This window comes from Pseudarthrobacter sp. LMD1-1-1.1 (assembly GCF_040676255.1).
Classification (GTDB): domain Bacteria; phylum Actinomycetota; class Actinomycetes; order Actinomycetales; family Micrococcaceae; genus Arthrobacter.
The window spans coordinates 417,855-437,494 of the sequence record NZ_JBEGHP010000001.1 but is presented as its reverse complement, the minus strand read 5'-3'; the positions used below and the strand labels follow the sequence as shown (position 1 = coordinate 437,494).

General features: G+C 67.9%; 20 protein-coding genes. 6 read left to right on the top strand and 14 right to left on the bottom strand.

Annotation, left to right across the window (positions count from 1 at the left end; translation table 11 throughout):
• Positions 1-3: 3 nt before the first annotated feature.
• Positions 4-684, top strand: coding sequence for a FadR/GntR family transcriptional regulator (locus MRBLMD1_RS02135; RefSeq protein ID WP_364397101.1), 681 nt, complete (start codon positions 4-6; stop codon positions 682-684).
• A gap of 102 nt (positions 685-786) precedes the next feature.
• Here the strand turns inward: MRBLMD1_RS02135 and MRBLMD1_RS02130 are convergent, their stop codons facing one another.
• Positions 787-1,326, bottom strand: a complete 540-nt coding sequence (locus MRBLMD1_RS02130; RefSeq protein WP_159631182.1) for a hypothetical protein — start codon at positions 1,324-1,326, stop codon at positions 787-789.
• Positions 1,327-1,485: 159 nt separating this feature from the next.
• Here MRBLMD1_RS02130 and MRBLMD1_RS02125 point away from each other — a divergent pair, with 159 nt between their 5' ends.
• Genes MRBLMD1_RS02125 through MRBLMD1_RS02115 form a run of 3 tightly spaced genes read left to right on the top strand, consistent with a single transcriptional unit; the run spans position 1,486 to position 3,832 of the window.
• Positions 1,486-1,776 carry a hypothetical protein gene (locus MRBLMD1_RS02125; protein ID WP_159631180.1) on the top strand — a complete coding sequence of 97 codons (291 nt, stop codon included), beginning with the start codon at positions 1,486-1,488 and terminating at the stop codon, positions 1,774-1,776.
• A 3-nt stretch (positions 1,777-1,779) separates the two neighbouring features.
• Complete coding sequence (locus MRBLMD1_RS02120; RefSeq protein WP_159631178.1) at positions 1,780-2,607, top strand: DUF1206 domain-containing protein; 828 nt, start codon at positions 1,780-1,782, stop codon at positions 2,605-2,607.
• 28 nt (positions 2,608-2,635) lie between these two features.
• Positions 2,636-3,832 (top strand): SRPBCC family protein, encoded by a 1,197-nt coding sequence (locus MRBLMD1_RS02115; RefSeq protein ID WP_364397096.1) that lies wholly within the window; start codon positions 2,636-2,638, stop codon positions 3,830-3,832.
• A 92-nt stretch (positions 3,833-3,924) separates the two neighbouring features.
• Here the strand turns inward: MRBLMD1_RS02115 and MRBLMD1_RS02110 are convergent, their stop codons facing one another.
• The 7 genes from MRBLMD1_RS02110 to MRBLMD1_RS02080 all read right to left on the bottom strand — a co-directional run bounded on the left by MRBLMD1_RS02110 (position 3,925) and on the right by MRBLMD1_RS02080 (position 11,627).
• On the bottom strand, positions 3,925-5,391 hold the full coding sequence (locus MRBLMD1_RS02110) for an FAD-dependent oxidoreductase (RefSeq protein ID WP_364397093.1): 1,467 nt from the start codon (positions 5,389-5,391) through the stop codon (positions 3,925-3,927).
• Between the two features lie 87 nt (positions 5,392-5,478).
• Positions 5,479-6,741, bottom strand: coding sequence for a uroporphyrinogen-III C-methyltransferase (gene cobA / locus MRBLMD1_RS02105; protein ID WP_364397090.1), 1,263 nt, complete (start codon positions 6,739-6,741; stop codon positions 5,479-5,481).
• 74 nt (positions 6,742-6,815) lie between these two features.
• Entirely contained in the window at positions 6,816-7,274 is a 459-nt protein-coding gene (locus MRBLMD1_RS02100) for an SRPBCC family protein (RefSeq protein ID WP_159631172.1), read from the bottom strand.
• 247 nt (positions 7,275-7,521) lie between these two features.
• Entirely contained in the window at positions 7,522-8,460 is a 939-nt protein-coding gene (locus MRBLMD1_RS02095) for an ABC transporter permease (protein ID WP_159631170.1), read from the bottom strand.
• The gene (locus MRBLMD1_RS02090) at positions 8,450-9,175 is read right to left on the bottom strand and encodes an ABC transporter ATP-binding protein (protein WP_364397085.1); all 726 of its coding nucleotides are present in this window, start codon (positions 9,173-9,175) and stop codon (positions 8,450-8,452) included. The genes MRBLMD1_RS02095 and MRBLMD1_RS02090 overlap by 11 nt, the downstream gene beginning before the upstream one ends.
• A gap of 27 nt (positions 9,176-9,202) precedes the next feature.
• Positions 9,203-10,330 (bottom strand): ABC transporter substrate-binding protein, encoded by a 1,128-nt coding sequence (locus tag MRBLMD1_RS02085; RefSeq protein WP_364397980.1) that lies wholly within the window; start codon positions 10,328-10,330, stop codon positions 9,203-9,205.
• 130 nt (positions 10,331-10,460) lie between these two features.
• On the bottom strand, positions 10,461-11,627 hold the full coding sequence (locus MRBLMD1_RS02080; protein ID WP_364397082.1) for an RtcB family protein: 1,167 nt from the start codon (positions 11,625-11,627) through the stop codon (positions 10,461-10,463).
• A 75-nt stretch (positions 11,628-11,702) separates the two neighbouring features.
• Here MRBLMD1_RS02080 and MRBLMD1_RS02075 point away from each other — a divergent pair, with 75 nt between their 5' ends.
• Positions 11,703-12,170 (top strand): SRPBCC family protein, encoded by a 468-nt coding sequence (locus MRBLMD1_RS02075; protein ID WP_364397079.1) that lies wholly within the window; start codon positions 11,703-11,705, stop codon positions 12,168-12,170.
• Between the two features lie 4 nt (positions 12,171-12,174).
• Here the strand turns inward: MRBLMD1_RS02075 and MRBLMD1_RS02070 are convergent, their stop codons facing one another.
• From MRBLMD1_RS02070 to MRBLMD1_RS02045, 6 genes are all read right to left on the bottom strand, one after another.
• A complete protein-coding gene (locus MRBLMD1_RS02070; RefSeq protein WP_275179708.1) occupies positions 12,175-12,948 on the bottom strand; it encodes a hypothetical protein in 774 nt (257 codons plus the stop codon).
• Positions 12,949-13,162: 214 nt separating this feature from the next.
• Positions 13,163-14,569, bottom strand: a complete 1,407-nt coding sequence (locus tag MRBLMD1_RS02065; protein WP_364397075.1) for a sulfate adenylyltransferase subunit 1 — start codon at positions 14,567-14,569, stop codon at positions 13,163-13,165.
• A complete protein-coding gene (gene cysD / locus MRBLMD1_RS02060) occupies positions 14,569-15,513 on the bottom strand; it encodes a sulfate adenylyltransferase subunit CysD (protein ID WP_224026752.1) in 945 nt (314 codons plus the stop codon). The genes MRBLMD1_RS02065 and cysD overlap by 1 nt, the downstream gene beginning before the upstream one ends.
• On the bottom strand, positions 15,510-16,238 hold the full coding sequence (locus tag MRBLMD1_RS02055; RefSeq protein ID WP_224026753.1) for a phosphoadenylyl-sulfate reductase: 729 nt from the start codon (positions 16,236-16,238) through the stop codon (positions 15,510-15,512). The genes cysD and MRBLMD1_RS02055 overlap by 4 nt, the downstream gene beginning before the upstream one ends.
• Positions 16,238-17,983, bottom strand: coding sequence for a nitrite/sulfite reductase (locus MRBLMD1_RS02050; RefSeq protein WP_364397071.1), 1,746 nt, complete (start codon positions 17,981-17,983; stop codon positions 16,238-16,240). Before MRBLMD1_RS02050 ends, MRBLMD1_RS02055 begins: the two co-directional genes overlap by 1 nt.
• A gap of 54 nt (positions 17,984-18,037) precedes the next feature.
• Positions 18,038-18,895, bottom strand: coding sequence for a sirohydrochlorin chelatase (locus MRBLMD1_RS02045; protein ID WP_364397068.1), 858 nt, complete (start codon positions 18,893-18,895; stop codon positions 18,038-18,040).
• A gap of 60 nt (positions 18,896-18,955) precedes the next feature.
• Here MRBLMD1_RS02045 and MRBLMD1_RS02040 point away from each other — a divergent pair, with 60 nt between their 5' ends.
• Positions 18,956-19,609 (top strand): trimeric intracellular cation channel family protein, encoded by a 654-nt coding sequence (locus tag MRBLMD1_RS02040; protein WP_224026756.1) that lies wholly within the window; start codon positions 18,956-18,958, stop codon positions 19,607-19,609.
• The last annotated feature ends 31 nt before the right edge of the window (positions 19,610-19,640 follow it).

Genomic DNA, 19,640 nt, shown 5'->3' with positions numbered 1-19,640 from the left:
CCCATGTCCCTGAGCCCTTCCGTCCGCCCGCCGCTCGCCGCCGAGGTCACCGCCAAGCTGCGGGGCATGGTCCACTCCGGCGAGTGGCCGCTGAACCAGCGCATCCCGTCCGAACCTGAGCTCATGGCCAGGCTGGGGGTTTCCCGCGGCACCCTCCGCGAAGCAGTGAAGGCCCTTGCCCACGGCGGAATGCTGGAGGTTCGCCGGGGGGACGGCACCTATGTGCGGGCCACGAGCGAAATGTCGGGGGCCGCGCGCCGCATGTACCAGGACCACACCGAGCAGCACATCCTGGAGGTCCGGCTGGGCCTGGACACCCAGGCTGCCCGGCTGGCCGCGCGCAACGCAACGGACGACGACGTCGCCGCCCTGGGCGCCCTCCTCGCCACCCGGGACCAGGCCTGGAACAACGGCGACTACGAAGCCTGGGCGGACGCGGACTGGAGCTTCCACGAGGGCATTGCCCGGGCGTCCGGCAACCCGCTGCTGCACGAGCTTTATGCCAGCTTCGGGACTGTGTTCCACCAGGACCTGCTCACGCAGCAGCGCCGGCCGGGCTTCAACGGACTCCCCCGCGACGGCCACGAAACACTGCTCGACGCCATCGCCCAGCGGGACGAAGACGCTGCCGTTGCCAGCGTGAACCGGAACCTGAACTCATGTGCGGAGTGGCTGGCGGAGTAACGCCGCCCTGTTGGCCCCGCCCTGTCCAGCCCTTAGGCATGCCGGCGGCCCGGCACTGTGGTGCCGGGCCGTCGTCGTCCGCTTTATGCCTGGCTGGTCGCGCTAGTCGCGGCGCAGGCCCGAAAGGACGTTCTTGGGGCGCTGCATCTCGCCGTGCTTGGCGCCGAGGATGATCACCAGGGCAGCGAAGCCGGGGATGGCCCACTGCAGTGCCTTGAGCTGCTGCTGGGCCGACTTCAGCTCATCCGAGGCTGCAGCGTGCGGCTCGGTGGCACCCTCGGCACCCTCACCGGCCAGCTTCTCCACCTTCTTGCCCAGGATGCCCGAGTACAGGGTCACCGCAGCGCCCACCACGGTCACGGCCGTCTTGATGACGGTGTCGCGGGCCACGCCCTCCTGCTTGGCAATACGGCCCTTGTTCTCCCAGGCAATGGCCAGGTCCGCCACCAGGTGGGAGGCGAAGGCCGCGGTCTGGAACGGCGCCCACTTCATCCAGCCGGCACTGGAAAGCCGGGTGCGCTCTGCGGGGTCCTTGGCCTGGGCCGCTGCCCCGTTGAGCCCGATGGCGCCCATCAGGGATCCACCGAACCATGCTGCTGCCGTCAGGTCGTGAACTGAACGGGCAATGAGATTTCCTGCCATGATGTGCATTCCTAACGTTGTGGACTGGTTCCGGGTTGCCGCTGTGCCGCGGACTTCACCTGCCGTATTCCTTCGAGGTATGGTCCGCCTATGGTAAGCACACTTACTAATATTACGAAACCCCGTCCCGGAGAGGGGCAACCGCGTAATATCGTCGCCATGGGAAACACAGGGACATTGTTCGGCTGGGCCTTCGGGGACCCCGCCCGTGGAAGTGACGGCGGCTATGTGGACGGACTCCAGCGCGAGGCGCTGGGGAACGCGCGGGAAACGGCAAAGGCCAAGGGCGTTGGCGTTGTAGCCGGCTCGGAGGTGTTCACCGTCCTCAGCGCGGACGATTCCCTGGTGGAACTGGACAACGCCCCCGGCCAGCTGGTGGTCCGCTGCACCGTGCACGTGGAGGGACCCGGCGCAGAGAAGCTGCGGGCCGAAGGCCCCATGAACGGCTAAGAGATGTCCGACGGCGAATCCACCCTCAGCCAGGCAGCGGACGCTGTCGAGGAGGCGTCCAATGCCAAAGCGCTGGACGTCCTGGCCCGTTCCGGATTCGCCGTCATGGCACTGCTCCACATCATCGTGGGGGCCATCGCCATCGCCATCGCGTTCGGCCACCCCGGCGATGCCGAGGCCACCGGCGCCATCGCCCGGCTGGCGGACAACCCGTGGGGTCCCTTGGTCATGTGGGGATGCGTGGCCGCATGCCTGGGCCTTGCACTGTGGCAGGCCAGCGAAGCGACGCTGCGGGCCAGGAGCCTTCCCCGCAAGGAACGGCTGGCCAAGCTGGTGTCCTCGGGATTCCTGGCCATCGCGTACGGCAGCGTGGGGCTGACTTTCGCGGGCTTCGCGTTGGGGCAGCGCAGCGACTCGGGCGACAATACCCGGGACTTCAGCGCCAGCCTGATGGCCAACCCCGTGGGACCGTGGGTCCTCGTCGCGCTCGGCCTGACCATCCTCGGCATCGGCATCTACTTCGTGATCAAAGGACTCCGGCGCGGATTCAAGGAAGAGCTGTTCCACTTCGAGGGTACCCGCCGGGGCAGGCTCATCGACAGCCTGGGCGTCACCGGCCATGTGGCCAAAGGTGTTGCGCTGGACCTCACCGGGCTGCTGTTCATCATCGCCGCCGCCAGGCACCGGCCGGACGAATCCACCGGGCTGGACGGCAGCCTCAAGGCCCTGCAGGGCCACCCGTTCGGGCCCACCCTGCTCGTAGCCATCGGTGCAGGGTTCATCGCCTACGGGATCTTCGCGCTGATCCGGGCCCGCTTTGGCCGCATGTAGTTCAGGAGTTTGTGGGTAGGGAGAAAGTATGACCCAGCAGCTGCGCGCTAGTTCCGCCGTCGCCTCCAGTGCCGGCCAGGCCTTCGCCGGCCTCTTCCGGCTCCTGAAACTCGCCCGGCCGGACCGGCCCATCCATCCGCAGGGGCTGGGCCTGCACGGAACGTTGACCAGGACCGGCAACCCGTCCGGCCCCAGCGGCATTGACTGGCTGGACGCGCCCGGGACGGACCAGGTGGTGGCCCGCTTCTCCCGGTCCCTGGGGCTGCCGCACGTACTGCCGGACATCCTTGGCCTGGCCCTGCGGGTTTCCCCGCCCGGCGCCGGCGGACCCGCGGACGTGCTGTTTGCCTCCACCGGCTGGGGGTTGCCGGGCCGGTTCCTGCTGGTGCCGCGGCTGGATGTTGCAGGTGCCGCCATGACCACGCTGATGCCCTACCGCGGAAGCCGGGGCCCGGTGCTGCTGGGACTGCGGACGCGGATCCTCCCGCCCGGTTCGCTGGCGTCCGGGGCATGGGTGCTGGGACTGCACTGGGCCACACCGGGCGGACGCTGGCGGGAATGCGGCGAAGTGCGGCTGCAGGCCAGTGCCAGTCCCACCGACATCCCGCTGCGTTTCGATCCCCTGGAGCACCAGCCACCTGGGGCGCAGGCCTATAGCTGGACCCGGCGGCTGCGGAAGCCTTCGTACCGGGCCGCACGGCGGCCCGCACCTCCCGCCGTCGGACGTCCGCCTGAGTCCCCCGCGCCGCTCGGGAAAAGCACCACCGCAACCGGAAGGAACTCCATGTCCACCGTCTCGCAGCTGTTCAAAACCCCCTCGGCCGACGTGTGGCGGGTCATCGCCGACGGCTGGCTGTACTCCGGCTGGGTGGTGGGCGCGTCCCGGATCAGGGACGTGGACGCCGAATGGCCAAGGGTGGGTGCCCAACTCCACCACTCGGTGGGAGCCTGGCCCCTGGTGATCGACGACAGCAGCCGCGTGACCGCCGTCGAGCCCGGCCGCTCGCTGGAGCTGGTGGCGCGGGGCTGGCCCATGGGCGAGGCCAAGGTGGAGATGACACTGGAGGACCGCGGCAACCAGTGCCTGGTGACCATCGCGGAGGACGCCATCCGCGGGCCCGGCAAGATGATGCCCAAGTTCCTGCGCGATCCCTTGATTTCCGCCCGGAACCGGGAAACCCTGCGCCGCCTTGAGCTCATGGCCATCGGGGGCGCCGGGAAATAGCGCATCAGGGTTAAAGGTTTGTTAAACGCCGGAACCGCGGGACAATTGCGTCCCGCGGTTCCCGCTTTCAGCTCCCGAAGCCGGGCGTTCTCCTAGACCTGGGCGGAGACGCCGTCGCGGGAGATGTCCACCATGTCCTCGCGCGGCACCACCTTGATGCGCTCACGCTTGACCTCCACGCCGTGCGAGCCGCCGGCTTCGGTGGCCGCTGCGCCGAGGGCCAGCTCGTGGGCGTCCAGCGCCAGCCAGCCTTCCCAGCTGGTGAACTTCACACCGCGGGCGTCGAGGAGTTCGGTGACGGCGTCCTCCTGCGGCACCGAAGCCACCGGCAGGTTTTCGCGGTCTTCGAGGAGGTAGGTGACGGTCTCCAGGGCGTCGCCCTTGGTGTGGCCGATCAGGCCCACCGGTCCGCGCTTGATCCAGCCGGTGGCGTAGAGGCCCGGCACATGCTGGCCGGACGCATCCAGGACGCGGCCGCCGTCGTTGGTGACAACGCCCTTCTTGTGGTCGAACTCCACGTCCGGCAGGGCGGACCCGAAGTAGCCGATGGCGCGGTACACGGCCTGCACCGGGTAGTCCACGTACTCGCCGGTGCCCCGGGCGTTGCCGGTGCCGTCCAGCTCGGTGCGCTCGAACTTGATGCCCGCCACCTTGCCGGGGGTCTCGGCGTCGTCGTAGATCTCCACCGGGCTGTGCAGGAAGTGCAGGTGCAGGCGGCGGGACGCCTTGAGCTCGGAGACGTCCTCGGGCTGCTCGGCGATCCAGTTGGTGAGCGTGCCCACCATGGTCTTGGTCTGGTTGTTCGTCTGGATCTGGCGGTCAGATTCCTGGTCGAACTCGAAGTCCTCCGGGTACAGGATGATGTCCACGTCCTTGGAGTGGGACAGCTCGCGCAGCTCCAGCGGGGTGAACTTGACCTGGGCGGGGCCGCGGCGGCCGAAGACGTGCACGTCGGTGACGGGCGAGGCCTTCAGGCCGGCGTAGACGTTGTCCGGGATTTCGGTGACCAGCAGGTCATCGGCGTGCTTGGAGAGGACGCGGGCCACGTCCAGGGCCACGTTGCCATTGCCGATGACGGCGATTTCCTTGGCCTCCAGCGGCCATTCGCGCGGCACGTCAGGGTGGCCGTCGTACCAGGAGACGAAGTCCGCGCCGCCGAAGGAGCCCTCCAGCTCGACGCCGGGGATGTTCAGGTCCGCGTCCTTGATGGCGCCGGTGGCGAAGATGACGGCGTCGTAGTGGGTGCGGAGGTCCTCGATGGTGAGGTCCGTGCCGTAGTCCACGTTGCCGAAGAAGCGGATGTCGCCGCGGTCCAGCACCTTGTGCAGGGCGTTGACGATGCCCTTGATGCGGGGGTGGTCCGGGGCCACGCCGTAGCGGATCAGGCCGTAGGGTGCCGGGTAGCGGTCAAAGAGGTCGATGCTGACAGTCAGCTCGCCGCTCTTGACGGCTTCGCTCTTGGTGAGGATGTCAGCGGCGTAGACGCCCGCCGGGCCGGAGCCCACGACGGCGACGCGCAGGGGACGCGCAGCAGATCCTACGGTAGTGCTGGATGACACGGCTGTGTTCCTTTTCTTCTGCATCGATTGCTGAGTACTTGTCGTTTTCAACGTTCATAACGACAAGTACGGAGCAATCGATGGGTTTCAGGTGGTGAGGACGGTCTTGCGGGGGCTGTTCGGGGTGGTGGTGCTGTAGTCAGCGGTTTTGAAGTGCGGCGGCGCGAACGGGCTGACGCGCACCACGTCACCGATGACTATGACGGCAGGATTTGCAACGCCGGCCGCCTGGGCCTGGTCGGCGATGGAACCGAGCGTGCCGATGGTGACGCGCTGGTCCGGCAAATAGCCGTTTTCCACGATACCAACAGGGGTGTCTGCGGGCAGTCCGGCTTCGCCCAGCGCGGACGCGGATTCGCGGAGCTGGCCCACGCCCATGAGCAGGATGATGGTGTGGTCTGCGCGGGCCGGAACCTCGGAGAGTTCCTCGTGGCCGGTGACCACGCTGAAGCCCTTGGCCAGGCCGCGGTGGGTGACGGGAATGCCTGCGGCTGCCGGGACGGAGATGGCGGACGTAACGCCGGAGACCACCTCGACCTCGACGCCGTGCTGGCGGCAGTATTCGGCTTCCTCGCCCCCGCGTCCCAGCACGTACGGGTCGCCGCCCTTGAGCCGGACAACGCGGTGGCCCTTGAGGGCTTCCTCCACCAGGATGCGGTTGATGTCCGCCTGCGGCACCGGGTGGTGGCCGGGAGTTTTGCCCACTTCGATGACGCGGACATCCGGTGCGAGTTCGTTCAGCAGTTCGCGGGGTCCCAGGCGGTCGGCGACCACGACGTCGGCCTGGCCCAGGAGCCGGCGGCCGCGGACGGTGATGAGGCCGGTATCGCCGGGGCCGCCACCAACGAGGGCAACGCTTCCCTGGTGGGCACGGCGGCGGCGCAGCGGAAGATCGCCGGTTTCGAGGGCGGTGGCGACAGCATCGCGGACGGCCATGGCACGGCGCGGGTCTCCCCCGGCGTTGATGGCAATCTTGACGTCGTCCACCTCAGCGACCGCGGGGGTCCAGGCGGCGGACGCTTCATGGTTGGAGGCGTTGACGCACCACACCCGCTGCGCCTCGGCGTCGGCAGATACCTGGGCGTCCACCTCCGGGGCGCCCGTTGCGGTCTGGACGAACCAGACGCCGTCGATGTCGCTGGAAAGGTAAGGCCGCGCTTCCCAGGTGAGCAGTCCGGCGTCGGCCATCTCCTGCAGCGCGGGCGAGGCAACGGGGGCCACGACGGTGACCAGGGCACCGGCGTCGAGCAGTCCCTTGGCGCGGCGGACCGCAACGGGGCCGCCGCCCACCACCAGCACGGGGCGGCCGAGCAGCCGCAGCGCCGTGGGGTATATGTCCTGAATTGCCATGAATCAACGGTAGGGCGGCGTCACATTGGCCCACAAAGGGTCAGCAACACCAGTTCACGTAAGGTAACGCTGCGTCACAAAGAATCTGCCGCGCTGCCGGCGAGGAAGGTGCCGCGGTCCCGGATCAGCCGCTCCAGGTACCGGGCGAGGAAGAGGCGCTCGACGGCGCGGCCCAGGACTCCCAGCGGGGCGGTGAACTCCACCCGGTCCGTCATGATGCTGCCCCCGGCTGTGGGTACGAACTCGTGGACGTGCCGGAATGACGTGAACGGCCCCTTGACCTGTTCGTCGGTGAAGCTGCGGGGGAAGTCCACGTGGGTGATCCGGCTGGTCATGGTGAGTGGAATGCCGAAGTGTTTTGCCCGCCAGGTCACCTCCTGGCCTTTTCCGATCAGGCCCCCGGTGACGCCGCCGATCGCCCGCTCCCGTGCTTTCTGCTGGGAGTCCAGATGCAGGTCGATGCTGCGGGCCCGGTCGAAGAGCTGCTCCGCGGGCAGCGGCGACTCGGTGCGGCACTCGAAGCTGACGGTCATGGCGCCAGTCTGCCATGGAGCGATGTGGGGCGCCGCCGTCGTGGGGCAACTGAGCAGTCACTCACACTTCGCAACGATGGCACCAGAATGCGTATCTTTTGGCGCCGGCAGAGACTGGCGGCCGCGCAGTTGCAGGGTGGACTTCTTGTGGCGGGGCCAAAAGTGACGCAGATGCGTCAGGGAACAGCAGAGCCCGACGGCGGGAGGTCGCCGTCGGGCCCTAAGGGTGCGTTGGGGAGGGGCTGGGTCAGCGGGTGCTGCCGGCCAGGAGGCCCCGGCGCCGCAGGAGGCGCTTCTCGATGGGCCCGAAGACCAGCAGCTCGATGAGGATACCGACGCCGAGGATCAGCAGGATGGCAGCCATCACGATGGTCATGTCGGACAGATCGCGGCCCTGGTCCAGCAGGGATCCCAGGCCGAAGCCGATGGTGCCGCCCACAGCGATGATCTCCGCCGCCATGAGGGAGCGCCAGGAGAAGGCCCACCCCTGCTTGAGGCCGCTGAGGTAGCCGGGCAGGGCAGCGGGAAGGATGACCTGCAGCGCCATCTGCAGCCGGGACGCACCCAGCACGGTCCCCACGCGCCGGTACTGCGGCGGGATCTGGTCCACGCCGGAGATGAGGCCGTTGATGATGGACGGGATGGCGCCCATGAACACCACGAAATACACGGTGGCGTCGGTGAGTCCGAACCAGATAATGGCCGCGGGAACCCACGCCACGGACGGCAGCACCTGCAGGCCGGAGATCAGCGGGCCGAAAGCGCGTCGAAGCGGGGCAACCTGGGCCAGCAGCAAACCGACGGGAGTGGCAATGGCCACCGAAATCAGGAAGCCCACCACACCGCGCTGCAGCGAGGTCCAGATCGCCTCCTGGAACTTGCCGTCGCCCCACAGGACACCCATTTGCGCCACCACATCCAGCGGCCCCGGGACCAGGTCGCGCCGCTTCACGCCGAGCGAGACGTAAAACTGCCAGATGAGCACCAGGACCACCAGCGCGGCCACCGGCAGGAGGATGCGGCTCCAGTCGACGCGGTGCTTGCGGTCGGCGTCGGACTGCAGCGAGTCCAGGCCGGATTCGAGCTCCCGCAGGTCCTCGTGGCCGGTGGACGTCCGCGTCAGGGCGGCATGCACGTGCTCGCGGGTTTCGGCCACCTCGGCGAGCGGTGTCGGATTACTTGGCATGGCGGCGAATCTCCTCACGCAGCCGGGCGGTGATGACCCCGGTCAGCTGGCCGGCGAGCCCGGCGTCGGTTCGGTGTTCCTCGGTGACGTCCCATTCCTGGACCACGCGGCCGGGGCGGGAGGAGAGCAGCAGGACGCGCTGGCCCAGCCGGACGGCCTCCCGGACGTTGTGGGTGACGAAGACGATGGTCCGCCCGGTTTCTTTCCAGATGCGTTCCAGCTCATCGTGCAGCAGGTCGCGGGTGATGGCATCCAGCGCGGCGAACGGCTCATCCATGAGCAGCAGCTGCCGGTCCTGGGCCAGGGAGCGGGCCAGGGACACGCGCTGCCGCATGCCGCCGGACAGTTCGTGCGGTCGCTTGTCCCCTGCGGATCCCAGGTGCACCAGTTCGAGGAGTTCCTGGGCCTTGGTGCGGCGTTCGGCCTTGCCCACGCCACGCAGTTTCAGGGCCAGCTCGATGTTCTCCCGCGCTGTGAGCCACGGGAACAGTGCGGCGTCCTGGAACATGAAGGCGGCGCCGTCGCTGGGCACTTCCAGGGCGCCCGACGTCGGTGCTTCCAGTCCCGCGATGATGTTCAGGAGGGTGGATTTGCCGCAGCCGGAGGCACCAAGGAGGGCGACGAACTCGCCCTGCTTGATCTTGGCGTTGACGTCGTCCAGTACCGGGGCGCCGTCGCCGAAGCGCTTGCCCAGGTGTTCCAGTACGACTGGCATGGTGGCGTCCTTAGGTAGTGGTGGGGGTCAGTCCTGGCCGAGGCCGGCTGCGGAGATTTTGCCGGCGCCGGTGTCCTGGTTGAGCGCGGTGAGGTCGAACAGGCCGTTGATGTCGGCCTTCTTGGTGGTTCCGGCGTCCACCCCGTCCTGCAGCAGTTTGGGGTAGCTGCCGGCCAGCGGGTCGAGGGTGAAGGTGATGTTGGCGAGGGAACGGTTCAGCACATCAGCCGGCAGCGCGGCCCCGGCGGATTCCTGCAAGGCCTCATTGACCAGTGCCGCCTTCTCGTCGGCCGGTGCCGAGTTGAGCCATGCGACCGACTTGGCATGCCCGGCCAGCAGCGCCTTGACGGTGTCCGGGTGGTCGGCGGCGAACTTCTGGTTCACGATCAGGATGGTGGTGGGGAACTCCCCCGGTTTGCCGGTGGCTGAGCCGTCCCACAGGTCCTTTTCGTCCACGAGGACCTTGGCTCCGGCCTGGAGCACCAGGCGTGACGCCCAGGGCTCAGGCAGCCACGCGCCGTCGAGCTTTCCGTCCTGGAACAGCTTGAGGGTCTGGGCGTTGTCCGTGGGGTTGATGGCGACGTCGCCGCTGCCGTCCACGTTGGTTTTGTAGCCCTGCTTGGTGAGCCACGCCCGCAGGGCCACGTCCTGGGTCCCGCCCAGCTGCGGCGTGGCCAGGGTCTTGCCCCGCAGGTCCGCGGCGGAGTTGATGCCGGGCTTGACCACCAGCTGGGCGCCGCCTGCCGCGGCTCCGGCGATTACCCGCACGGACTGGCCCTGGCTCTTGGCGAAGGAGTTGATGGCCGGGTTCGGGCCGATGTAGGCCGCGTCGATGGCCCCGGCGTTCAGGGCCTCGATGGCTGCCGGTCCGGCGTTGAAGGTCTCGGTGCTGAGCCTGGTGCCGCCCAAGGCCTCGGCCAGGAACCCTTTTTTGACCCCGACCAGGGCGGGTGCGTGCGTGACGTTGCCGAAGTACCCCAGTTTCAGCTCTGCGGCCGGGGTGGGCTCGGCGGCCTGCGCCTCGGTGTTGCGGGAGATGTTGGACGCAACAATGGCTCCGACAGCGATCAACAGGACCAGCCCTATGGCCAAGGCAGCCTCGACGGCGCGCCTGCGCGTTGGGACCGCGCTTTCGCCTGCCACGATGCGGGTCATCCCGGGCTTGGAACTAGTCATTGTTTCACCATAGGGAGTGGCCCAAACCCGTTCAACGAAGCGGAAACGGGGGGTCACGCACGTTCATCCAGCGTCATATTCCGCCGCACTGCTGCCCGGTTTCGCAAAATCAGTTGCCTTTGACGTTGACCAACTGCCGCAGCTTGTGCCGCACCGTCACCAGGTCCGCGGCGTCCCGCATGACCTGGTCGATCGGCTTGTACGCGGCCGGGATCTCGTCGATGAAGGCCTCCGACGCCCGGAACTCGATGCCCTTCATGGCCCGCTTCAGTTCCTCCAGGGTGAAGGCCTTCCGGGCTGCGTTCCGGGAGTATTCGCGTCCGGCCCCGTGCGGGGAGGAGTTCAATGAGGCCGGGTTGCCCCGGCCTTCCACGACATACGACGCCGTTCCCATGGACCCGGGGATGAGTCCGGGATCGCCGTGCGCGGCTTTGATGGCACCCTTGCGGGACACCCAGACGGGCTTGCCGTAGTGCGTTTCCTGCTGCGTGAAGTTGTGGTGGCAGTTGATCCGTTCGCGTTCCCGAACCGGCCCGCCTACCCAGCGGCTGAACTGGGCAGCCACCCGGTCCATCATTTCCTCCCGGTTCAGCAGTGCGAAGTGCTGGGCCCACCGAAGCTCGGCGATGTACCGCTCGAACTGGGGCGTGCCCTCGTCCAGGTACGCGAGGTCCGGGTCGGGCAGGTATATCTGGTTCTTCCGGCTCACCTGCCGGGCCACTCCGATGTGGTGCTGGGCGATCCTGTTGCCGATCCCGCGCGAGCCCGAATGCAGGAAGAGCCACACGCCGTCGTCCTCATCCGCGGAGATTTCGATGAAGTGGTTCCCGGAGCCCAGGGACCCCAGCTGCAGCTCCCACTTGGGAACATACTGGGCCGGGTTGAACCCGGCGTTGGCGGCCCGCCGCGTCAGCTCCGCAATCCGGGGCTCAGCCGTGGGCAGCACCTGCCTGTTGTTGTGCCCGGCCGAGAGCGGGATGGCCCGCTCGATGTCCTCGCGCAGACGCTTCCTGTCCTTGGGCAGGTCCTTCACGGAGTACTGGGTGCGCACCGCGATCATGCCGCAGCCGATGTCCACGCCCACGGCCGCCGGGATGATGGCACGCAGGGTGGGGATGACGGAGCCCACGGTGGCTCCCTTGCCCAGGTGTGCGTCAGGCATCAGCGCCAGGTGGGGGTAGATGAACGGCAGGGCCGCCGTCATCACGGCCTGCGCGCGGGTCTTGTCATCCAGGATGGACGCCCAGTTGAGAAGCTTCGGGCTGATGGTTTCCATGTCCGCCTCCCGCCGCGGTGACCAGGACTAGGGTAAGTCCTAGGCTAAACCCGCGCTTCGAATGGAGATGCAGCAATGGTCAGTGTCCAGACGGATATCCACATCGACAGGCCGCGTGAGGAAGTCGCGGGCTTTGCGGCGAACCCGGAAAATGCGCCCCGGTGGTACGTCAACATCCACAAATCGCAGCGGCTGGACAACGGTCCCCTCGGCCCGGGCTCGAAGGTGGCGTTCACTGCGAAGTTCCTGGGCCGGGAGCTCAACTACACCTACGAGTTCGTGGAGTACGTCCCCGGCCAGAGATTGGTGATGCGCACCGCCCAGGGCCCCTTCCCCATGCAGACCACCTACACATGGACGGACGACGACGGCGGGACGCGCATGACGCTCGGCAACAGCGGGAGCCCCTCGGGTTTCTCCCGCCTGGCCGGCCTGATTATGGAACCAATGATCCGCCGGGAGACCCGGAAGGACCTGCAGAAACTCAAAGCAATCCTTGAAGGTGACAGCCGGCGCCGGCCACCCGCGGGCGAACCCCAGTAGGAACTTACGCGGGGGCGGTGAGGCGGTGCCGCGGCGCGCGGGCGGCGGCCCGGGCAACCACCAGGCGCCGCAGGTTGAACCAGCAGAACAGCGCGAGCCCCAGGTACAGGGAAAGTTCCATCACTTCGCCATACTCGGAGATGCCGTAGTCGGGTGAGGGCCACACCAGCAGGCGGAAGAGGCGGTAGGCCGCCGCCAGCCCGAAGGCCGGCACCACGCACAGCGGCGGAACCAGCAGGTGTGCAGATTCCAGGTGCTTCCAGCGGCCGCGGACGGCGTTCCACACCAAGGGAGCACACGCGCCGTAAAGGCTTGCCAGCAGCATGGCTGCGGGTACCAGTTCCTGCACCCCGCCGATGTTGTGCACGGTGGTCTCGCCTTGGCGGTTGATCGCTTCCATTTCTTCCGGTGTCTGCCAGCCGAAGATGCGTTGTCCCCAGGAGATCTCCTCCCCGGCCAGGAACCAGACGCCGGCGGCGACCACGCCGTAAAGCAATGCCATGATCTTGTGCCCGGTTCTGGAGAGGCGGAAGGCCAGGAGGGGCAGGAAGATGCCTGCAGCCACCAGTGAGAAGAACTGGAGCCACTCGACCAGGGAGTCCTCATCAAGGAGCCAGATGAACAGTGGCGGGTGCAGGACGGTGGCCGCGGTTGCGAGGGCGATGCCCAACGGCAGCAAAGCGATGATCAGCGCTCGGCGCGGGCGAATTCCCCACTCGCGGGCGTCGCGTGCGAAGCGGATGGCGGCTTTGGTGTTCCACCGGTGGATGGCAGGCATCGTGTCCCCCTCAACGAACAGGCCGGAACCTGGAATCGCGGCACCGGCGAAGCGATCCCTGAGCTTCCCATGCCACCCGCGGCCACGAAAGGTTCGGGGGGAACCTCTGCGGGTTATTGTGCGGATTACCGCAGGCCCTCGAAATCGCCGAAAAGACTGCGGGGCCGCCGTAAAATTACGGCGGCCCCGCAGGGTTTCAGCGATCTGGGCGGAACTAGATGCTGTAACGCTCGTCCTCGTGGTCGCCCGGGTGGTCCTTGACCAGCCCGGCGGCGAGGGTGTTCCCATCGAGCGGGTCGATCACCAGGAACGCGCCCGTGCGGCGGTGGTGCAGGTAGTTCTCCAGCGGCAGCGGGGCGGCGAGGCGGAGCTGAGCGTGCCCAATGTCGTTGAGCTCCAGGCTGGAGGCACCCTCAAGCTTGAAGGTAGCCAGGTCCAGCTTGCCGGAGACACTGCGGACCATCGCCTGGACGGTGCGGGTGCCGTGCTTGACCAGCACCTTCTGGCCCTCGCGGAGCGGCTTCGGGGACAGCCAGCACAGGGCGGCGTAGAGGTCGGCGGAGGCTTCGCGGACCGTTCCGGCGGCCGTGATGGTGTCACCGCGGGCGACGTCGAACTCGTCCGCCAGCCGGATGGCCACGGACTGCGGGGCGGAGGCTTCCTGCAGGGAGGAGCCGGCGAAGTCGATACCCACCACGGCGGTGGTCCGCGGCGACTGGCCCGGCGTCAGCACGGACACCTGGTCCCCCACCTTCACCGAACCTTCGGTGATCTGGCCGGCGTACGCGCGGTAGTCGCGGTACGCTTCCACGTCCAGGCCGGCGGCGACGGCGTCGGGAGCCAGGGCGCCCTGCGGCCGGATGACCAGCTGCACGGGGAAGCGGAAGCTCTCCAGGTGGCTCTCGAGCTCATCGGCGGCGGGAAGGGTCTCGAGGACCTCCAGCAGCGCGGGGCCCGTGTACCAGGGTGTGCGCTCCGAGCGGTCCACCACATTGTCGCCGTCGAGCGCGGACACCGGGATGACCAGCAGGTCGCTGATTCCGTCCGAGCCCAGGCCCAGTTCGCGGCCCACCTGCTGCACGTCGGCTTCGATGTCGCGGAACACGGACTCGCTGAAGTCCACCAGGTCGATCTTGTTCACGGCCACGATCACGTGCGCCACGCGCAGCAGCTGCAGCACGGACAGGTGCCGGCGGGTCTGCTCCAGAACGCCCTTACGGGCGTCAATGAGGACGACGACGGCATCCGCAGTGGACGCGCCCGTCACCGTGTTCTTGGTGTACTGCACGTGCCCGGGGCAGTCGGCCAGGATGAAGCTGCGCTGGTCGGTGGCGAAGTAGCGGTAGGCCACGTCGATGGTGATGCCCTGTTCGCGCTCGGCGCGGAGACCGTCGGTCAGCAGGGCCAGGTCGATGCCGCCCTTGTCCCCGCCGAACCCGCGGTCCGCGGAGGTGCGGGCCACGGCGTCGAGCTGGTCAGCCAGGATGGCCTTCGAATCGTGGAGGAGGCGGCCCACCAACGTGGACTTGCCGTCGTCGACCGATCCTGCCGTGGCAAAGCGGAAGAGGGTGGTGGGCAGGGCTGTTTCCAGGTCCGCCGGGAGAACTGCTTCGGTGGTCATTAGAAGTACCCGTCCTTCTTGCGGTCTTCCATGGCGGCCTCGGAGATGCGGTCATCTGCGCGGGTGGCGCCACGTTCGGTCAGGGTGGAGGCGGCAACTTCGACCACGACGTCTGCCACGGTGAAGGCGTTGGACTCCACGGCACCGGTGCAGGACATGTCCCCCACGGTGCGGTAGCGGACGGTCTTGGTGATGACTTCCTCATCGGGGCGGGGCTGGGACACTTCGCCCACTGCGCGCCACATGCCGTCACGGGCGAAGACTTCGCGCTCGTGGGCGTAGTACAGGCCGGGCAGCTCGATGTTCTCGCGCTCGATGTACCGCCAGATGTCCAGCTCGGTCCAGTTGCTGATCGGGAACGCACGCACATGCTGGCCCACGGTGTGGCGGCCGTTGTAGAGGTTCCACAGCTCGGGGCGCTGGTTGCGCGGGTCCCACTGGCCGAACTCGTCGCGGAGGCTCAGGATGCGCTCCTTGGCGCGGGCCTTGTCCTCATCGCGGCGGCCGCCGCCGAACACGGCGTCGAACTTGTTCTGCTGGATGGCGTCCAGCAGTGGGACGGTCTGCAGTGGGTTGCGGGTGCCGTCGGCGCGCTCGGCGAGTTCGCCGCGGTCGATGAACTCCTGCACGGAGCCCACCACCAGCTTCAGGCCCAACCGCTCCACGGTCCGGTCACGGAAGTCGATGACCTCGGGGAAGTTGTGGCCGGTGTCCACGTGCAGCACGGGAAAGGGGACCTTACCCGGCCAGAAGGCCTTGGTTGCCAAGTGCAGCATCACCACGGAGTCCTTGCCGCCGGAGAACAGCAGCGCGGGCTTCTCGAATTCGGCAACAACCTCGCGGATGATGTGGATCGCTTCGGATTCGAGGGTGTCCAGGCTGGACAGGCGCGTGGATACGGCGGCGTCGGTCACCTGGGTCTCCTCGGTAAGTGAAGTGCTCATACGTGTAGTCCGCATTCTGTCTTGTCGGATCCTGCCCAGCGGCCGGCGCGGGGGTCTTCGCCGGGCGCCACCTTGCGGGTGCAGGGCTGGCAGCCAATGGAGGGGTACCCCTGGGAAAGCAGCGGGTTGACGGGCAAAAGGTTGTCGTCCGAGTACTGGACCAACTGGTCGAACGTCCACGCTGCCATGGGGTTGACCTTGACCAGGCCGTTCTTCTCATCCCAGGTGACCAGCGGCGTGTTGGTGCGGGTGGGGGCTTCGTCGCGGCGGACGCCGGTGAACCACAGTTCGTAGCCGGCGAGGGTCCGCTGCAGCGGGGCCACCTTGCGGAGGGCGCAGCACTGGGCGGCGTCACGGGCGAAGAGGTCCTTGCCCAGCAGCCGGTCCTGCTGCTCCACGGTGGTCTCCGGGAGGACGTCCACCACGTTGACGCGGAGGTTCGCGGCTACCTCGTCACGCGTGGCGTAGGTTTCCGGGAAGTGGTAGCCGGTCTCCAGGAACAGGACGTCGACGCCGGGCATCTGGTCAGCGACCAGGGCTGGCAGGACGGCGTCGGCCATGGAGCAGGCGACGGCGACGGCGGGCAGGTCGAAGTTGCGCTCCACCCAGGCGATCACATCGCGGGCGGGGGCGTCCCAGCCGAGCTCGGCGGCGCCGGCCTCGGCCAGGGCCTTCAGCTCTTCCTGGGGCCGCTTGGCCGGTGCGGGTGCGAGATGCTTTGCCATTACTGGAGTGCCTCCTCATCTGCTGCGTGGGCCCATTCGGCGAAGGTCTGGCCTTCGGCGCGGTCGGCCACGAACCGGCGGACCACGCGCTCCACGTAGTCGGGCAGGTCGTTGACGTAAACCTTCAGGCCGCGGACGGTGCGTCCCAGCCCGGCTTCCTCGCGGTCATTGTTGGCCAGCCCGCCGCCCAGGTGGACCTGGAAACCCGGGGAGGGGTCGCCGTCGGGCGTTGGCAGCATCATGCCCTTGAGGCCGATGTCCGCGGTCTGGATGCGGGCGCAGGAGTTGGGGCAGCCGTTGATGTGCAGCGACAATGCCTGCGGCAGCTGGCCCGAACCGGCGAGGTCCGCCAAGCGGCGCTCGAGTTCGGCAACGGCGGTGGCGGCCGTGTACTTGGTCTCGACGATGGCCAGCTTGCAGTATTCGATGCCGGTGCAGGCAATGGTGCCGCGTCGGAAGACGGACGGGCGGGCGGACAGGCCCAGGCCGTCCAGTTCGGTGATGAGCGGCTCCACCTGGTCCTTCTCGACGTCCAGCACAACGATCTTCTGGTGCGGAGTGGTGCGCAGCCGGTAGGAGCCGCGGGCCTCCAGGGTGTCCGCCAGCTTGACCAGGCCGGAACCGGAAAGGCGGCCTGCGATCGGGGTGGCACCGATGAAGAACTTGCCGTCCTTCTGCTCGTGCACGCCCACGTGGTCGCCGGGGGTGGCGGGCTTGGGCGCGGCGGGGCCGTCGGCCAGCTTGTAGCCCAGGTATTCGTCCTCGAGGATCTGGCGGAACTTCTCCGGACCCCAATCGGCCAGCAGGAACTTCAGGCGGGCCTTGGTGCGCATGCGGCGGTAACCGTAATCGCGGAAGATGCTGGTCACGCCCAGCCACACGTCCGCGGCCTGGTCCGGCTTTACGAACGCACCGAGGCGCTTGCCGAGCATCGGGTTGGTGGACAGCGCGCCGCCCACCCAGAGGTCGTAGCCGGCGCCTAGCTCGGGGTGTTCAATGCCCACGAACGCGCAGTCGTTGATCTCATGGACCACGTCCTGGCTGGGGTGGCCGGTGATCGCGGTCTTGTACTTGCGGGGCAGGTTGGACAGCAGCGGGTTGCCGATGAACCGCTCCCCCAGCTCGGCGATGAGCGGGGTGGGGTCGATGATCTCGTCCTTGGCGATGCCGGCCACGGGCGAACCCAGGATGACGCGGGGCACGTCGCCGCAGGCTTCAGTGGTGGACAAGCCCACGGACTCCAAGCGGTTCCAGATCTCCGGGATGTCTTCGACCCGGATCCAGTGCAGCTGGATGTTCTGGCGGTCGGTCAGGTCGGCGGAGTCCCGGGCGAAGTCCACGGAGATCTGGCCGATGACGCGCAGCTGCTCGGTGGTAAGGGCGCCGCCGTCGATCCGCACGCGCAGCATGAAGTACTTGTCTTCGAGCTCGTGCGGCTCCAGGGTGGCGGTCTTGCCGCCGTCGATCCCCTGCTTGCGCTGGGTGTACAGGCCCCACCAGCGGAAACGGCCGTGCAGGTCCTGGCCGGGGATGGCGTCGAAGCCTTCCTTGGCGTAAATGGTCTCGATACGCTCGCGGACGTTCAGGCCGTCGTCTTCCTGCTTCCAGGTTTCGTTGGCATTCAGCGGCGTCTTGCCGTCCACTTTCCACTGGCCATGCGGCTTCGCAGCGGGGCGGGACGGGCGGGCGGGGCGCTTGGGGGCAGCGGAGTCCGCCGACGCTCCGGCTAGAGCTGTATCAGTCATGCATCGACTGTAGGGCGGCGCCGAATACCGTCACAAAGGCCCGGAAACGCTAAGTCACCTAGGGAAATATTTCGTCACGAAACGCTGGAGGGCCTTGAAGAACCCACCCTGCTGTGCATCGGCGGGAGCCTTGTCCGGGGCTTCGGCGGGGGCCGCCAGGGGTGCTTCCGTGGGCGTTTGGTTCATGGCGGCGACGGCGGCGTCGTACCTGTCGAGCGCGATCTCCGCGAGTGTCGGGGAGGGCAGCAGGGGCTGGGTCACGACGTCGGCACCCGCCTTAGCCAGCTGGTCATGGAAGAAGCCCGGCGCCAGGAGATACGAGGCAATCACCACCCGGCCTCCGACGTCGACCGCTCCGGCGGACTCCCCCGCCCCGGCACCCCCGGCGAGCTCTTCGCGGAGCATGGCGACGGCGTCGGGCACCGACGGCTGGGCGGAGGCACCGTAGGCGGCCACCATCCGGTTGGACCGCAATGCCTGCAGCTGGCCCAGCAGCTCCTCGACGCTCACTGCTGCGTTGGGGTTGGACGAGCCCGCCGCCGCCAGGACAATGACGTCATTGTCGGTAGTGCCGGCCTCCCGCAGCCGCTGGTCCAGCAGGGCCGCGAGGCGCGGGTCCGGGCCAAGCGGCGCTGCGGCGGCACTGCCCGGCCGGCTCTTCACGGCCCGGGCGATGTCGACCTTCACGTGGTAGCCGACGCTCAGCAGCAGCGGCACCACCACGGCAGCCTCCCCGTCCGGCAGGCCGGCCACCACATCCACCAGATCCGGCTGCTGGACGTCCACATAGGCTTCCCGGACATCAAGGCCCGGGCGCAGTTCCGCGATGGCGGCGCGCAGGGCATTGACCTCCGCGGCCCCCTGTGTGTTGGACGTCCCATGGGCACAGGCGATCATGATGGGGCTGTTCATAGGGGCTAGCGTAACGTTGGAGCCGCCCTGTCCGCCCTCTTTGAAATACCGGGACGCCCCATGACATTCGCCTTTGACAACTCCCCGGTCTGGCTGGACCTGCTGGGCGTGTTCTTCTTCGCGGTATCGGGCTCGCTGCTGGCGGCGCGGAAGCAGATCGACATTGTGGGATCCCTGCTCCTGGCCTCCCTGGTGGGCCTGGGCGGCGGCGTGATCCGCGATGTCATCCTTGTCATCGTTCCGGCGGCGTTCACCAACCCGGCGTATCTGGCGCCGCCGCTGCTGGCCACAGTGCTGGTGTTCTTCCTGTTCTCCAGTGTCCAGCGCTACACGTCGCTGCTGGTCCTGTTCGACGCCGCCGGCCTGGCCCTCTTCTGCATGACCGGCACGCTCAAGGCGCTGGCCACCGGCCTGAACCCGGTGGCGTCGGTGCTGCTGGGGGTGACGACGGCGGTGGGCGGCGGCCTGCTCCGGGACATCACGGCCAACGAGGTACCCGAACTGTTCAACCCCAAGGACATCTACGCACTGCCGGCCTTCGTGGGATCCTCGCTGACGGCAGTGCTGTGGGTTCTTGGCGTGTTCAACGTGCTGACCGCAGCCGGCATTGCCGCCCTGGTTTTCACGTTCCGCGTCCTTGCCTGGCGCCGCTCCTGGCAGGCGCCGCTTGCCGTCCGCGGCTGGCAGCGCAGGGCAAGCGATTCAGGGCTGTGACGTTCGCTTCCATGTCATTTTGGGAGCGCCG

Bases quoted from the DNA above. Each gene is read 5' to 3' on its own strand.
- MRBLMD1_RS02135 (WP_364397101.1), top strand. From the start codon at position 4: ATGTCCCTGAGCCCTTCCGTCCGCCCGCCGCTCGCCGCCGAGGTCACC.
- MRBLMD1_RS02130 (WP_159631182.1), bottom strand. From the start codon at position 1,326: ATGGCAGGAAATCTCATTGCCCGTTCAGTTCACGACCTGACGGCAGCA.
- MRBLMD1_RS02125 (WP_159631180.1), top strand. From the start codon at position 1,486: ATGGGAAACACAGGGACATTGTTCGGCTGGGCCTTCGGGGACCCCGCC.
- MRBLMD1_RS02120 (WP_159631178.1), top strand. From the start codon at position 1,780: ATGTCCGACGGCGAATCCACCCTCAGCCAGGCAGCGGACGCTGTCGAG.
- MRBLMD1_RS02115 (WP_364397096.1), top strand. From the start codon at position 2,636: ATGACCCAGCAGCTGCGCGCTAGTTCCGCCGTCGCCTCCAGTGCCGGC.
- cobA (WP_364397090.1), bottom strand. From the start codon at position 6,741: ATGGCAATTCAGGACATATACCCCACGGCGCTGCGGCTGCTCGGCCGC.
- MRBLMD1_RS02100 (WP_159631172.1), bottom strand. From the start codon at position 7,274: ATGACCGTCAGCTTCGAGTGCCGCACCGAGTCGCCGCTGCCCGCGGAG.
- MRBLMD1_RS02095 (WP_159631170.1), bottom strand. From the start codon at position 8,460: ATGCCAAGTAATCCGACACCGCTCGCCGAGGTGGCCGAAACCCGCGAG.
- MRBLMD1_RS02090 (WP_364397085.1), bottom strand. From the start codon at position 9,175: ATGCCAGTCGTACTGGAACACCTGGGCAAGCGCTTCGGCGACGGCGCC.
- MRBLMD1_RS02085 (WP_364397980.1), bottom strand. From the start codon at position 10,330: ATGACCCGCATCGTGGCAGGCGAAAGCGCGGTCCCAACGCGCAGGCGC.
- MRBLMD1_RS02080 (WP_364397082.1), bottom strand. From the start codon at position 11,627: ATGGAAACCATCAGCCCGAAGCTTCTCAACTGGGCGTCCATCCTGGAT.
- MRBLMD1_RS02075 (WP_364397079.1), top strand. From the start codon at position 11,703: ATGGTCAGTGTCCAGACGGATATCCACATCGACAGGCCGCGTGAGGAA.
- MRBLMD1_RS02070 (WP_275179708.1), bottom strand. From the start codon at position 12,948: ATGCCTGCCATCCACCGGTGGAACACCAAAGCCGCCATCCGCTTCGCA.
- MRBLMD1_RS02065 (WP_364397075.1), bottom strand. From the start codon at position 14,569: ATGACCACCGAAGCAGTTCTCCCGGCGGACCTGGAAACAGCCCTGCCC.
- cysD (WP_224026752.1), bottom strand. From the start codon at position 15,513: ATGAGCACTTCACTTACCGAGGAGACCCAGGTGACCGACGCCGCCGTA.
- MRBLMD1_RS02055 (WP_224026753.1), bottom strand. From the start codon at position 16,238: ATGGCAAAGCATCTCGCACCCGCACCGGCCAAGCGGCCCCAGGAAGAG.
- MRBLMD1_RS02050 (WP_364397071.1), bottom strand. From the start codon at position 17,983: ATGACTGATACAGCTCTAGCCGGAGCGTCGGCGGACTCCGCTGCCCCC.
- MRBLMD1_RS02045 (WP_364397068.1), bottom strand. From the start codon at position 18,895: ATGAACAGCCCCATCATGATCGCCTGTGCCCATGGGACGTCCAACACA.
- MRBLMD1_RS02040 (WP_224026756.1), top strand. From the start codon at position 18,956: ATGACATTCGCCTTTGACAACTCCCCGGTCTGGCTGGACCTGCTGGGC.